Annotated in this window: 16 protein-coding genes; 7 read left to right on the top strand and 9 right to left on the bottom strand. The window is 66.9% G+C overall.

From position 1 onward, the window contains the following. Window positions 1-20 precede the first annotated feature (20 nt). Window positions 21-536, bottom strand: a complete 516-nt coding sequence (gene infC, locus BUA54_RS06265) for a translation initiation factor IF-3 (protein ID WP_245810583.1) — start codon at window positions 534-536, stop codon at window positions 21-23. A gap of 224 nt (window positions 537-760) precedes the next feature. On the opposite strand from infC, the gene BUA54_RS06260 reads away from it, so the two are divergent. Next, complete coding sequence (locus BUA54_RS06260) at window positions 761-1477, top strand: hypothetical protein (RefSeq protein WP_072856378.1); 717 nt, start codon at window positions 761-763, stop codon at window positions 1475-1477. A gap of 201 nt (window positions 1478-1678) precedes the next feature. Here the strand turns inward: BUA54_RS06260 and BUA54_RS06255 are convergent, their stop codons facing one another. From BUA54_RS06255 to cysG, 7 genes are all read right to left on the bottom strand, one after another. After that, window positions 1679-2056 (bottom strand): GFA family protein, encoded by a 378-nt coding sequence (locus BUA54_RS06255; protein ID WP_072856377.1) that lies wholly within the window; start codon window positions 2054-2056, stop codon window positions 1679-1681. A gap of 99 nt (window positions 2057-2155) precedes the next feature. Then, window positions 2156-2998, bottom strand: a complete 843-nt coding sequence (locus BUA54_RS06250; RefSeq protein WP_072856662.1) for a ferredoxin--NADP reductase — start codon at window positions 2996-2998, stop codon at window positions 2156-2158. 56 nt (window positions 2999-3054) lie between these two features. Continuing rightward, a complete protein-coding gene (locus tag BUA54_RS06245) occupies window positions 3055-3462 on the bottom strand; it encodes a DUF934 domain-containing protein (RefSeq protein ID WP_072856376.1) in 408 nt (135 codons plus the stop codon). A gap of 46 nt (window positions 3463-3508) precedes the next feature. Next, complete coding sequence (locus tag BUA54_RS06240) at window positions 3509-4249, bottom strand: phosphoadenylyl-sulfate reductase (protein ID WP_072856375.1); 741 nt, start codon at window positions 4247-4249, stop codon at window positions 3509-3511. Next, window positions 4239-5909, bottom strand: coding sequence for a nitrite/sulfite reductase (locus BUA54_RS06235; protein WP_072856374.1), 1671 nt, complete (start codon window positions 5907-5909; stop codon window positions 4239-4241). Before BUA54_RS06235 ends, BUA54_RS06240 begins: the two co-directional genes overlap by 11 nt. A gap of 3 nt (window positions 5910-5912) precedes the next feature. Continuing rightward, window positions 5913-6212 carry a DUF2849 domain-containing protein gene (locus BUA54_RS06230; RefSeq protein WP_072856373.1) on the bottom strand — a complete coding sequence of 100 codons (300 nt, stop codon included), beginning with the start codon at window positions 6210-6212 and terminating at the stop codon, window positions 5913-5915. Next, window positions 6212-7609, bottom strand: a complete 1398-nt coding sequence (gene cysG, locus BUA54_RS06225) for a siroheme synthase CysG (RefSeq protein ID WP_072856372.1) — start codon at window positions 7607-7609, stop codon at window positions 6212-6214. The genes BUA54_RS06230 and cysG overlap by 1 nt, the downstream gene beginning before the upstream one ends. Before the next feature lie 136 nt (window positions 7610-7745). Here cysG and BUA54_RS06220 point away from each other — a divergent pair, with 136 nt between their 5' ends. Continuing rightward, a complete protein-coding gene (locus tag BUA54_RS06220) occupies window positions 7746-8207 on the top strand; it encodes an Lrp/AsnC family transcriptional regulator (protein ID WP_072856371.1) in 462 nt (153 codons plus the stop codon). Between the two features lie 30 nt (window positions 8208-8237). On the opposite strand, the gene BUA54_RS06215 is transcribed toward BUA54_RS06220, so the two are convergent. Beyond that, on the bottom strand, window positions 8238-9407 hold the full coding sequence (locus BUA54_RS06215; protein WP_072856661.1) for a cytochrome P450: 1170 nt from the start codon (window positions 9405-9407) through the stop codon (window positions 8238-8240). A gap of 174 nt (window positions 9408-9581) precedes the next feature. On the opposite strand from BUA54_RS06215, the gene BUA54_RS06210 reads away from it, so the two are divergent. From BUA54_RS06210 to BUA54_RS06195, 5 genes are all read left to right on the top strand, one after another. Next, the gene (locus BUA54_RS06210) at window positions 9582-10433 is read left to right on the top strand and encodes a cobalamin B12-binding domain-containing protein (RefSeq protein WP_072856370.1); all 852 of its coding nucleotides are present in this window, start codon (window positions 9582-9584) and stop codon (window positions 10431-10433) included. Window positions 10434-10441: 8 nt separating this feature from the next. After that, on the top strand, window positions 10442-10600 hold the full coding sequence (locus BUA54_RS21185) for a hypothetical protein (RefSeq protein ID WP_178352713.1): 159 nt from the start codon (window positions 10442-10444) through the stop codon (window positions 10598-10600). Next, window positions 10597-11607: a DctP family TRAP transporter solute-binding subunit gene (locus tag BUA54_RS06205; protein ID WP_072856369.1), complete on the top strand. Its 1011-nt coding sequence runs from the start codon at window positions 10597-10599 to the stop codon at window positions 11605-11607. Before BUA54_RS21185 ends, BUA54_RS06205 begins: the two co-directional genes overlap by 4 nt. Before the next feature lie 102 nt (window positions 11608-11709). Continuing rightward, window positions 11710-12423 carry a TRAP transporter small permease gene (locus BUA54_RS06200; protein ID WP_072856368.1) on the top strand — a complete coding sequence of 238 codons (714 nt, stop codon included), beginning with the start codon at window positions 11710-11712 and terminating at the stop codon, window positions 12421-12423. 3 nt (window positions 12424-12426) lie between these two features. Further along, window positions 12427-13848: a TRAP transporter large permease gene (locus tag BUA54_RS06195; protein ID WP_072856367.1), complete on the top strand. Its 1422-nt coding sequence runs from the start codon at window positions 12427-12429 to the stop codon at window positions 13846-13848. Window positions 13849-14011: the final 163 nt, after the last annotated feature.

Raw genomic sequence — 14011 nt, 5'->3', positions numbered from 1 at the left:
ATCAAATCGGAATGGCAGACCTACTTCGGCAGCGGCCCGATCAGCATGACCATCTGGCGGCCTTCCATCTTGGGGAAGTTCTCGACCTTGCCGTGCTCCTTGGTGTCCTCTGCCACGCGTTCCAGCAACTGCCGTCCCAGTTCCTGGTGCGCCATCTCGCGGCCGCGGAAGCGCAGGGTGATCTTCACCTTGTCGCCGGCTTCGAGGAACTTGAAGACGTTGCGCATCTTCACATCGTAATCATTGCTGTCCGTATTCGGACGGAACTTGATTTCCTTGATCTCGATGATCTTCTGCTTCTTGCGGGCTTCGTTCTCTTTCTTCTGGGTCTCGTACTTGTACTTGCCGAAGTCCATGATCTTGCAGACGGGCGGAGACGCATTGGGCGAGATCTCGACCAGGTCGAGGCCTGCCTCCTCTGCCATCTGCATCGCCCGCTCGGGGCTGACGACACCCACGTTCTCGCCTTCAGCGCCGATCAGGCGGATATCTCCGCCGCGGATGCGTTCGTTGATGCGGGGGCCGGTCTCACGCACGGGGGGTGCGTTGTGGGGTCTGCGTCCTATGGTCTTGATCCTTTGATCATTGAAATGGGTGATGGGAACCTAATGCCAAGGCCACGTCTCTTCAAGGCGCAAATCGGGGCGGGACCGGCGGAAAAGGGTCCGGATGTCCCGCTTTGGGTTGACGCGGGGGCAGGGCGACCGCATCTGAACGGACAAGGCGGCGATTTCGGCCGCCGGATCGAGAGGAGACTGTCATGCGCGCCATCGTCATCATCGTGATCGCCGCGATTCTGGGGTATTTCGGCTATCAATATGCGGTCAACGGTCGCGACCCGCATGCCATCGTCACCGGCGCCGACAGCCTTGGCGCGACCGGGATCGACACCGGCGCAGCGGCGCCCGCCGCCGAAGCGGCCACGGCGCCCGACGCTGTGGCGCCCGACCCCGCCGATGACGCCGCCGCCGAAGCCGCGCCGGACGAGGCCGTGCCTGCCGCCGATACCCCGGCCGAGGAGGACGACACCGCGACCGCCGCCCCCGCGCCACAGGCAACGGACAACCCAGAGGCCGAAGCTGCCCCGGACGCGACCGACAGCGCCGCATCGGACACGCCCGCGACCGATGCCGCCGCACCGGAGGCCGCCGCAGCTGACACACCCCCGTCCGATTCGACCGCGCCCGCGCCCGCAGCAACCGAAGCGCCGACCTCCGGAGGATCGGTGGATGCGACGGTGGACGCGGCCGGCACGATGACGCCCGGCGCCGGGGCAGAGGCCGCGGCCGATGTCGCCCTGCCCACCCTGCTGACACAGGAAGGCTTCAACGCCGACGCGGTCATCGCCCGGATCGCCGACAGCGACCTGTCGGTCGTGCAGAAGACGACCCTGACTGCCGCCGTCCGCGACGCCCGCGAAAACCCCGAGCTGCTGCCGGCCACGATCACCCGCCTGCGCGAGGCGATGGGCCTCTGAGTCCGGCGTCCGCGACCGTGAAACAGCGGAGCGGGCCCCATGGGGCCCGCACGACATGCCCGACGCCCGGTTGCGCCTGTCGCGGTTGACCATCTGGCATTCAGGCGTCCTTGCAGGCTGCAGAGCCTCCGGCGGGGATATTTCAAAGACAGAGAGACCGCGGCGGCAGGCGACGCCCGACGCGGGGGCCCGCATGGCCGATCAGTCGCCGGGCCGGTCGTGATCGTGAAGGACGGTGCCTGTGAAGGCGGGCAGCCAGCCCTCGCGGCGGACAACCCAGCTTTCGTAGTCCGGCACGAACCGGTCCGGCGCGTCCAGCGTGCCCAGATAGACCTCGACCTCTGCGCCTGCGCGCGCAAGGACCGACGATCCGCAGGTCGGGCAGAAGGCCCTTCCCTTGTAGTCGCCGGTCTCACCGCTGACGGTCACGGCGGCGGCGGGAAAGATCGCGGCGGCATAGAACACCGCCCCGTGATGCTTGCGGCAGTCGAGGCAATGGCACACCGCCACCCGGTCCGGCGCGCCCCGCGCGGTCAGCCGCACCTGTCCGCACAGGCATCCACCCGTCACGTCATCCATGATTCCGTCCTTTCGTACGCGTCACGCCCAAGCTAGCGCAAAATGCAAAAGGCGCACCCCCAAGGGATGCGCCTTCGCCGTCTTCGGCGGGCCGTCGCGTCAGCCGACGAAAGCCTTTTCGATCACGAACTCGCCGGGCTCCGAATTGGCGCCCTCGTGCAGGCCGGCCGCCTCCAGCAGGGCGGCGATGTCCTTGTTGAAGGCCAGCGACCCGCAGACCATCGCCCGGTCCGTCGCCGGGTCCAGCGGCGGCACGCCCAGATCGGTGAACAGCTCGCCGCTTTCGATCAGCGTGGTGATCCGGCCCATCTTCGCGCTCTTCTCGCGCGTGGTGGTGGGGTAATAGCGGATCTTGGCGAGGTTCTCCTCGCCCAGCAGCTCGATCATCATCTCGTCGGACGTGATGTCCGCGATCAGGTTGGCGCCATAGGTCAGCTCTGCCACGTCGCGGCAGGTATGGGTCACGATGACCTCGTCGTAATTCTCAAAGGTCTCGGGCTCGCGCAGCAGCGACGCGAAGGGGGCGAACCCCGTCCCGGTCGAGAAGAAGTAGAGCCGCTTGCCCGGCAGAAGAGCGTCATGCACCAGCGTGCCCACGGGCTTGGGCTTCAGGATGATCTGGTCGCCCACCGCGATGTGCTGCAATTTGCTGGTCAGCGGCCCGTCCTCGACCTTGATCGAGTAGAACTCCAGCTCTTCGTCCCAGGACGGCGAGGCGATGGAATAGGCCCGCAGCAGCGGCTTCTGCCGCCCGGTCCTGGGGTCCGGATCCCCCATCAGGCCGATCATCACGAATTCGCCGGACCGGAACCGCAGGGACGCGGGGCGCGTCACGCGGAAGGAAAACAGCCGGTCGGTGTAATGCGTCACGGACGTCACCGTCTGCGCGTCGGGCAGCACGGGCTGGGCTGCGGTGTCGGTCACGGGGCGTTGCTCTGTCATGTCATTCATCGCGGCGGTTGTGACGCCACGCCTTCGGTTCGTCAAGGAAAGGGAAGTCAGCCGCGCATCCGCGCCTGATAGTCGTGGGCACGCCAGTCGGCGCGGGCCAGCCACTGGTCCTCGGGCTGGCGCGCGGCCAGATCGTCGTCGATCTCGACCTCGTCGAAGCCCGACCGCCGCGCCATCGCGTACTGGTCCGCGATGACATGGCCCCGGGCCCGCAGCCGGCCCTGATAGCCCGCCCGCCGCAGGATCGCGGCCAGGGTGAACCCGCGCCCGTCGGAAAAGCTGGGAAAGGCGATGCGGATCATCGGTGCCTGCATTACGGTGCGCACCGCGTCCGGTTCCGCGTCAGAGGGCACGTCGACCGCCCCCGGCACGTCCAGCGCCACCTCGTCCAGCGGCACGAAGCCGCCGTCGAAATCATCGGCCGCAAAGCCGGCATCTGTCACAATCACGCTCATGTCGTCCTCCGGGCGCACAGGCCCCTGTTCGTTTGGCAGGATAAACTCATCCGACTTTCGCCTCCGGCGCCGGGATCCGGACCATCTTGCCGTTCACGAAATGGATGCCGCATTCGGTCTTTTCCTGATTGCGCCAGCGGCCGGCCCGCGGGTCCTCGCCCGGCGCCACCCGTGTCGTGCAGGGCGCGCAGCCGATCGACGGATACCCCTGCGCCACCAGCGGATGCCGCGGCAGGCGGTTCTCGGTCATGTAGTCCTGCACGTCCTGCCGGTCCCAATGCGCCAGCGGGTTTACCTTCAGGTGCGTGCCATCCGCCTCGAAGAACGGCAGGGCCGCGCGCTTGCCGCCCTGATATTGCTTGCGTCCGGTGATCCAGCCATCGAAAGGCATCAGCGCCCGTTGCAGCGGCAGAGACTTGCGCAACGCGCAGCAGCTGTCGGGATCGGCCAGATGCAGCAGCCCCTCGTTGTCCTGCTCGAAGACCTCCTGACGGTCCGGGTGCAGCACCCGCACGTCGCGCAGGTTCAGCCGCTCGGCCACCTCCATCTGATAGGTCAGCGTTTCCGCGAACAACATTTCGGTGTCGAGGAACAGGACCGGCGTGCTGCGGTCGATCATCGACACGAGGTGCAACAGCGCCACGGATTCCGCCCCGAAGGAACTGACCAGCGCCAGCGGCCCCACGTCCGGGTCCTTCAGCGCCCGTTCCAGCACCGCATGGGCCGAATGATGCCGGTAGGCCTCGTTCAGCGCATCGGCGCGGCCTTGTATATCGTCAAGCGGCATTACGTGCCCCTTCCTTGTCCGGATAAAGGACGGCCTTGAACGGGTCCATCCCCAGCCTGCGGTAGGTCTGCAGGAACGTCTCCTCGGGGTCCGATCGCAGGTCGAGGTAGCCCAGCACCAGCCGCTCGATGGCGGGCAGGATCTCTTCTGCGCTGAACCCCGGTCCCGCGCGTTCGCCGATGGCCGCGTCCTGCGTGCCGTCGCCGCCCAGCGTGACCTGATAGTTCTCGACCCCCGCGCGATCCAGCCCGAGGATGCCGATGTGACCGACGTGGTGGTGCCCGCAGGCATTGATGCAGCCAGAGATCTTGATCTTCAGCGGCCCCACGTCATGCTCCAGCTTCAGTTCGTCGAAGCGCAGTGCGATCTGCTGTGCAATCGGGATCGACCGCGCCGTCGCCAGCGCGCAGTAGTCCATGCCGGGGCAGGCGATGATGTCGGAAATCAGCCCGATGTTCGCCGTCGCCAGATCGGCCTCCCGCAGGGCCGCATAGACCGCCGCCAGATCGCCCTTGTGGACATGCGGCAGGATCACGTTCTGCTCGTGGCTGATCCGCAGCTCGTCGTGGCCGAACCGCTCCGCCAGGTCCGCCATCACCCGCATCTGATCGGCAGAGGCGTCGCCGGGCGTCGCGCCCTGTTTCTTCAGCGAGATGCTGACGATGGCGTAGTCCGGGTTCGCGTGCGCCGTCAGGTTGGTGTCCGACCACGACCGGAAGGCCGGGTTCGCCGCACGCGCGGCTGCATAACCGTCGACGGAGGCCGTCTTGAACACCGGCGGCGCGAAGGCGGCCTTGATGTCCGCCAGCAGCGCCTGATCGACACCGGCAAACGTCGGCCTGACCTGCGCAAAGCGCTCTTCCACCCGGGCCCGGATATCCTCGATTCCGTGCTCGTGGACGGTGATCTTGATACGGGCCTTGTACTTGTTGTCGCGCCGGCCCAGCAGGTTCCACACCGACACGATCGCCTCGCAATAGGGCAGCAGGTCGGCTTCGGCCACGAAGGGGCTGATCTCCTTGCCGATCATCGGCGTGCGGCCAAGGCCGCCGCCGACCAGCACGCGGAAGCCCCGCTTGCCGTTGCTCTCGACCAGTTGCAGGCCGATGTCGTGGGACGCGATCACGGCGCGGTCCTGTTCGGACCCGGTCACGGCGATCTTGAACTTGCGCGGCAGGAACTGGAACTCCGGGTGGTCGGTGGACCACTGGCGCAGCAACTCAGCGTAGGGACGCGGGTCCGCCACCTCATCCGCGGCGGCGCCGGCGAAATGGTCCGCCGTCACGTTGCGGATCGTGTTGCCGCTGGTCTGGATCGCGTGCATCTCGACGTCCGCCAGCGCTTCGAGGATATCCGGCACGTCCGGCAGCTTCGGCCAGTTGTACTGGATGTTCTGGCGCGTGGTGAAATGGCCATAACCCTTGTCCCAGCGCTCGGCGATCATCGCCAGCTGGCGCATCTGGCGGCTGTTCAACGTGCCGTAGGGGATCGCCACGCGCAGCATGTAGGCGTGCAGCTGCAGGTACAGGCCGTTCATCAGCCGCAGCGGCTTGAACTCGTCCTCGGTCAGGCTGCCGTCGACACGGCGTTCCACCTGCCCGCGGAACTGGCTGACCCGCTCGCGCACGAAGGCTTCGTCGAACTCGCTATAGCTATACATGGTTCAAGCCTCCGTCTGCTTGCCGTGGAAATAGTTGGACGGGCCGCGCGTGCGGAATTCCTCGCGGAAATGCGTGGGCACCGGCCCGTGGTCGGACGCCTTCGCATCGGCGAGGTAGGCGCCCGCGATCTCGTCCTGCCGCCACTGCGCCTCCATCAGGCGCAGCTCCGCGTGGGCCTCGTCGGTCAGCAGCTCCGCTTCCGCGATGTCCCGGGTCCAGCGGTCGTCCTCGGTCAGCCAGACCGCGTCGCCTTCCAGCAGCGCATTCGCCGTGACGACCTTGGGTGTGAATGCTTTCGCCATCAGGCAAACTCCTCGATGTTCATGGTCTGCGTGGCCGCCACCGCGTCGCGCGGGGCAAGGCCCAGAAAGGTCAGGGCAGGGCCGGTCAGGCCCGCCTCGCTCAACGTCGGCTCCAGCTCCGCCAGCGTCGTCGCCAGCACCCGCTGATCGAGCCGAGAGGCGTTCTCGATCACCGTCACCGGCGTCATGGGGTCCGCCCCGTGCATCAGCAGCCGCCCCTGAATGAACCGCGCCGCGCGCTTGCCCATGTAGATCGCCGCGACCTCGCCGGGACGCGCCAGCACCTTCCAGTCGTGATCGGCAAAACCTTTCGTGTCGTGCCCCGTCATGAACCGCACCGCAGAGTTGCGCCCGCGCTTCGTCAGGCTCTGCCCGATGCTCGCCACGGCAGCACTCGCCGCCGTGATGCCCGGCACGATGCGCCACGACACGCCCGCCGCGGCCAGCGCGTCGATCTCCTCGTCCAGCCGGCCAAAGACCGTCGGATCGCCCGCCTTCAGCCGCACCACATGGGCGCCCTTCAGTGCATGTTCCACGATCAGCGCATCGATGTCGGCCTGTGCCATCGCGGCGCCGAACCCTTCCTTGCCGGCATCGATCATCACCGCCTCGCGCCGCGCCAGTTCAAGGATCTCGCGGCTCACCAGCCGGTCGTGGATCACCACGTCGGCCACATCCAGCGCCTTGCGCGCCTTCAGGGTCAGCAGCTCGGGATCGCCCGGACCTGCGCCCACCAGATCGACATGGCCGGCCTTGCCGGTGGCCCGCAACGTCTCGTCCAGCAAAGTCTCCAGCGCCGGGATCACGGCCGCCTCACCGTCGCTCTCCACCGCCTGCGGTCCGACACGGTCGTAGAACGCCGTCCAGAAATCGCGCCGCACGACACCCATCGGCAGCACGTCGGCGGCGGCGCGAAAGGTCTTGCCGATCCGCGCCAGCAGGCCAAGGCTCGCGGGAAGCCGCTCTTCCAGATCGCGCTTGATCCGCCGCGCCAGCACCGGCGCGGCGCCTTCCGTCCCGATGGCGATGACCACCGGGTCACGGTCGACGATGGCCGGCGTGATGAACTGGCTGTCCAGCAGGTTATCGACGATGTTCACCCGCGCCCCGTCGCGATGCGCCAGCCGCGCCACGCGGGCATCCTCGGCGTCATCCTCGTTCGCGGCGTAGAACAGCACGGCGCACATCGCATCGCCCGGCTCCATCGCGCGGGGGATCAGCCGCAGCCGGCCTTCTGCGGCCCAGCGCCGGATCTCCGGCGCGGCCTCTGCCGCCACCACCGTCACATGGGCGGTCGTCTTCAGGATCAGCCGCAGCTTGGCCAGCGCCGCCTCGCCGCCACCGGACACCACGATCCGCCGCCCCGCGACTGCCATGAAGACTGGAAAATGATCCATACCGAAGGCTCCCTTGCTGCCCTTCCATATAGAACATTGTTCTGGTTTTTGACCACGGGTGCCGCTAGATAAGGACACGCGTTCCACGCAGAACGACGAAGGGAACCATTGTTCCATCACACGGGGGAAAACCGAAATGCCAGTCCGCATCGACGACACGGATCGGAAGATTCTCGCGGCCCTGCAGCGCGACGCCAGCCGCTCCCTCGACGACATCGCGGCAGAGGTCGGCTCTTCCAAGACCCCGGTCTGGAATCGCATCCGCAAGCTGCGCGCCGCCGGCGTGATCGGCCAGACCACCGTCATCCTCGACGCCGAGGCGCTGGGCTTCGACGCCTGCTTCTTTGTCCTGATCCGCACCTCTGAACACGACGCCGACTGGCAGCAGCGCTTCCTCAAGGCCCTGAAATCGCGGCCAGAGGTGCAGGAGGCGCACCGCCTCGCCGGCGACATCGATTACATCCTCAAGGTCCGCGTCGCCAATGCCCGCGCTTACGACACCTTCTACCAGGCCCTCATTTCAGAGGTGAAGGTCCACAACGTCACCGCCCTCCTCTCGATGGAGGAGATCAAGTCCACCGTCGCCCTGCCGCTCTGACGCCGCCCCGCTCGCCCGTCCTCGCTTTTTTCAAAATACTCCCCCGCGGGAGGCGTCCTGCACCCTCAACCGCTCCAGCCCGTGGAAATGATAGACATCCGCGTAGACCGGCGGCTCTGCCAGCATGAGGCCGGGGCACCGCTCCCACAGCACCTCCAGCGCGATCTGCAGTTCCATCCGCGCCAGCGGCGCCCCGACGCAGAAGTGCGCGCCGCCGCCGAAGGCCACATGCGCGGGCCCGGTCCGGTCGGGATCGAAGATATCCGCCCGGTCCCAGACCGTTTCGTCGCGGTTCGCAGACCCCAGCAGACAGGCGATCCGGTCGCCGCGCCGAAAGGTTTCGCCCGCGACCTCGCAATCCTCCAGCACCCAGCGGGTGAACATGTGCAGCGGCGGATCGAGGCGCATGACCTCCTCGACCGCCGCCGGATCGGACCGCCGCACCCCCGCGGCCAGCATCAGGGCCACGCCATTGCCCAATGTGTGCACCGTCGCCTCGTGGCCCGCGTTCAGCAGCAGGATGCAGGTGCTCAGCAGGTCCACCTCCGGCATCTCCGCCGCGATCAGGGTCGAGATCAGGTCGTCGACCGGCGCCTGCCGCTTCATCGCCAGATGAGCGCGCAGGAAGGCGCAGAAAGCGGCCGTCGCCGCCTCCGCCTCGGCCATGATCGCCGGGGTGAGGCGGGCCTGATACATCGCGACCATCGCGTTCGACCAGCGCAGCAGGTCGTCTGCCGCCGCGTCCGGCACGCCCAGCAGGCGGGCGATGGTGATCACCGGCACGGGGCGCGCATAGGCGTCCAGCAGATCGAAATCCTCCGCCGGGAATGCATCGATCCGGGCGTGGCACAGTGCCCGGATGCCGGGTGCCAGCGCCGCGATGCTGCGGCTGGTAAAGGACCGCAGCACCGCCCCGCGCAGCCGCGCGTGGTGCGCGCCGTCCAGTTCCAGCATCGAATGCGCCTCGACGGCGTCGAAGCCCGCCCGCGCCGGGTCCGGGGCAGGGGCCAGTTCCGCCGGCACCTGCCGGCCCATCCGCCTGTCGCGCAGCACCGCGCTGACCGTCGCATGATCCGTGGCGCAGGCCATGTCGTAGTCCGCCCACCGGACCAGCGGCCCCGCGGCCCGCATGCGGGCATAGGTGGCATAGGGGTCCTGCACGAAGGCGGGGTCTGTCGGGCTCTGGCTGATGATCTGCATGGGCGGCACCATCGGTCCGATCGCGCACCATCGCAACCCCGGTTGCGACGTTCTGACGCACCCCCGCCCGGATTTGTGATGCTAGCCTGTGCATACGATCGAATACCGACGGGCGCTGCCACGCCCTTGCCTGCGGGACACGGTCGGGGGGGGCATCGGGACGGGGGCCGTCACATGGCACGTCAGCAACGCGACAAGGACGATCTGGATCGGGCGGCCTGGGTGCAGGCGCATCTGCAGTTCGAGCGATTGCAGACCCATCTTCCCGAAGATGCCGTCAGCCACGTGGCGCAAGAGGTCGTGCGCCGCCTCGCCTTCCGTCTGCCGCGCTACGGCGCCGGGACAGACGGGCCGACCCGGGCGGACATCATCCGGTTCTGCAGCACCCTGACCGCCGCGGACGATGACCCCGCCGAGCGTTTCATCCGCAACCTGCGCCGCGCCGGCAGCTCGGCCCACACGATCTACCTGTCCTACATCGCCGCCGCCGCCCGTCATCTGGGCGAGCAGTGGGAAGAGGACGAGATCTCCTTCGCAGAGGTCACGATGGCCTCCGGCCGCCTGTTCCGGATCATCCGGGGATTGCGCTACGTGCTCGACCGCGACGGCCCCCAGCCCGCCGACAGCCGCCGCATCCTGCTGGCCGTGCTGCCCGGCGATTCGCATACATTGGCCAGCGAGATGGCGGCCGACCTCTTCCGTCGCGACGGCTGGGACGTCGATCTCGCGGTCGGAGAGGATCACGACAGCATCGTGGGGCGCGCCGATACGACCCGCTTCGCCGCCGTGGTGATCGTCGCAAATGCGATCCGCGACATCGCGACCCTGACCCGTCTGGTCATCGGCCTGCGCATCGCGGCCCCCGTCGCGCCCCTCGTGGTCGCGGGCAAGATCCTCGACGCGCCGGACGTGGCCGCGCTCTGCGGGGCCGACGCGGCCATCGCCAGCCTTGACACGGCCGCAGCACGGCTGCGCGCGATCACCGGCCTTGCCCCGCCCCGCGACGACGGACCCTCTGCCCCGTGATCGCGCCAATGACGCCCGACCCCTCTGTTCGCGCAGCAAAATTGCGCGAGATTGTGATCAGACGTATGGAAATCGCCTTGTCTGACCCGGACAATGGTGTAGGACGGTTCAACCATTTCGGCACCCGTCCGAACAACAAAACCGATCTCTGGGAGGAGACAGCATGACTTTCCTGAAAACCGCAGCCCTGGCAGCGGCGATGTCCGTCGCGGCGACCGCGACACTGGCGCAGGGCACGGGCTGCGACGCGGGCGAGACCGTCGTCAAGTTCAGCCACGTCACCAACACCGACAAGCACCCCAAGGGCATCGCCGCCCAGCTGCTGATGGACCGCGTCAACGAAGAGATGAACGGCACCATGTGCATGGAGGTCTTTCCGAACTCCACGCTCTACACCGACGAGCAGGTGATCGAGGCGCTGTTGCGCGGCGACGTCCAGCTGGCCGCCCCCTCCCTGTCGCTGTTCGAAAGCATCACCAAGGCCTACCGCCTGTTCGACCTGCCCTTCATGTTCAAGAACATCGACGCCGTCGACGCCTTCCAGGCGTCCGACACCGGTCAGGGCATGCTCGACATGATGCAGCGCCGCGGCCTGCAGGGTCTGGGCTACTGGCACAACGGCATGAAGCAGATCTCGGCCAACAAGCCCCTGATCGAACCCACCGACGCCGCCGGCCTCAAGTTCCGGGTGCAGCCCTCCGACGTGCTGGTCGCCCAGTTCAAGGCGCTGAACGCCAGCCCGCAGCCGATGGCCTTCTCGGAAGTCTACGGCGCGCTGCAGACCGGCGTCGTCGACGGTCAGGAAAACACCTGGTCCAACATCTACGGCCAGAAGTTCTTCGAAGTGCAGGACGGCATCACCGAAACCAACCACGGCATCATCGACTACATGGTCGTGACCTCGACCGACTTCCTCGACAGCCTCGATCCGGCGGTGAAGGACCAGTTCCTGACCATCCTGAACGAAGTGACGACGGAACGGAACGCCGCCGTGACGCAGGTCGACCTCGAAGCCCGTCAGGCGATCCTCGACGCCGGCAGCAAGATCGTCGAACTGACGCCGGAACAGCGTCAGGCCTGGGTCGACGTGATGAAGCCGGTGTGGTCGCAGTTCGCCGACGAAGTCGGACAAGAGAACATCGACGCCGCCCAGAAGATCAACGAAAGCATGTAATCCGACGCAGGCCCGGCGCGCGGCGCCGGACCTGCGGCACACGCCACGGCCCGGACCTCGCGTCCGGGCCGTTTCACCATCACACCAGCGGGGGCGGGGCAGATGAGCCAGCATTACGAGGCGCGGGGACCGGTCGGGGCCTTCGTCAACGGCATCGAGGAAACCATCATTTCGGCCCTTCTGGGCGTGATGACCCTTCTGACCTTCGTCAACGTGGTCCTGCGCTACGGCTTCAACCACTCCATCATCTGGAGCCTTGAAGTCGTGCTGACCCTCTTTGCATGGCTGGTGCTCTTCGGCATCGCCTATGCCTTCAAGGTCACCGCGCATCTGGGCGTCGACGCCGTCACCAACCTGCTGTCGCCGGGGCCGCGCAAGGCCGTGGCCCTGATCGCGGGCGTGCTTTGCATTCTCTACGCGCTGCTGTTCCTGAAAGGGGCCTATGACTACTGGGCGCCCTTCGCGGACATGGCCCCGACGTCGGGACGCTGGTTCCCCACCGGATTCGATTCCTCCGCCCGCAGCCAAAGCTATTTCGAAACCGACCAGATCCCGATCCCCTTCGAATGGTTCAAGGCCTGGCTGGAAACGACCTTCAACTCCTACGAACAGGGCGGCCAGATCCTGACCGACGAATACGCCAAGATGCCGCGGCTGGTGCCCTACACCATGCTGCCGGTCGCCGCCCTGCTGATCCTGTTCCGCGTCGTGCAGGCGGTCTGGCGGATCTGGACCGACCGGTCGCCCAGCCTGATCGTCAGCCATGAAGCCGAAGACGCCGTGGCCGAGGCCGCCCTTCTGAACAGGGATAACTGATCCATGGAAGTCCTCCTCCTCTTCGTCCTGATCGTCGGCTTCCTGCTGATCGGCATGCCCATCGCCGTGTCGCTGGGCCTCGCCTCGATCCTGTTCCAGCTGTGGTTCTCTGAAACCTCCCTCGCCGCCGTGGCGCAGGCGATCTATCAGGCGATGGCCGGGCACTACACGCTGCTGGCGATCCCCTTCTTCATCCTCGCCTCGTCCTTCATGTCCACGGGCGGCGTCGCGAAACGCATCATCCGCTTCGCCATCGCTTGCGTCGGCCACCTGCAGGGCGGCCTCGCCATCGCGGGCGTTCTGGCCTGCATGATCTTCGCCGCCCTCTCCGGCTCATCCCCCGCCACCGTGGTCGCCATCGGCTCCATCGTGATCGCGGCGATGACCAAGGCCGGCTATACCAAGGACTTCGCCGCCGGCGTGATCTGCAACGCAGGCACGCTCGGCATCCTGATCCCGCCGTCGATCGTGATGGTCGTCTATGCCTCCGCCACCGACGTCAGCGTCGGGCGGATGTTCCTTGCGGGCGTGATTCCCGGCCTGCTGGCCGGTGTCATGCTGATGATCACGATCTACGTCATGGCCAAGGTCAAGAACATGCCCGCCGGCGAATGGGTCGGCTGGGGCGAGGTCGGTGACAGCTTTCGCGATTCGCTCTGGGGCCTTGGGCTGATCGTCATCATCATGGGTGGCATCTACGGTCACCCCTGGATCAGCCTCTCTCCCTTCGGCATCTATTGGCAAAGCGGCGCCTTCACCCCGACAGAGGCCGCCGCCGTCGCCGCCGTCTACGCCTTCCTCGTGGCCTCCTTCATCTATCGCGACATGGGGCCCCTGTCGCAGGGGCCGGGCCAGCGCCCGCTGCCGCTCTGGCGCAAGCCGGTGGCGATCGTCACCGCGTTCTTCCACCGCGACACCCGCGCGACCCTGTTCGAAAGCGCCAAGCTGACCGTCACGCTGATGTTCATCATCGCAAACGCGTTGATCCTCAAGCATGTGCTGACCGACGAACAGGTGCCGCAGCACATCGCAAACGCCCTGCTGGGCGCGGGGCTGGGGCCGATCACCTTCCTGATCGTGGTGAACGTGATTCTGCTGATCGGCGGACAGTTCATGGAACCCTCTGGCCTGATCGTCATCGTCGCCCCGCTGGTCTTCCCGATCGCGATCACGCTCGGCATCGACCCGATCCACCTTGGCATCATCATGGTGGTGAACATGGAAATCGGGATGATCACGCCGCCCGTCGGCCTGAACCTCTTCGTGACCTCGGGCGTGGCGAACATGCCGATGATGGCCGTCGTGCGCGCCGCCCTGCCGTTCCTGGCCGTGCTCTTCGTCTTCCTCATCATGATCACCTACATCCCGATCATTTCCACCTATCTGCCGAATTCGGTCATGGGCCCTGAAACGATCATCAAGTGACGCAAGGGGCGCGGCCCCGCCCCCCGCGGCGCCGCGCCCCAAATTCGCCTGACCCCGGAACTTCGCCGAAGGCATCCCGCCCCGCAACCGGCGCCCCGGCACCGGCGACGGCACGGGGGTGCGGAACAATCCGCATCCTGCGGTGTTTGCGACCGTCCGCATG

The organism is Loktanella atrilutea (assembly GCF_900128995.1).
Lineage (GTDB): Bacteria > Pseudomonadota > Alphaproteobacteria > Rhodobacterales > Rhodobacteraceae > Loktanella > Loktanella atrilutea.
The sequence above is the reverse complement of the archived record's forward strand: the minus strand, read 5'-3'. Positions and strand labels throughout refer to the sequence as shown.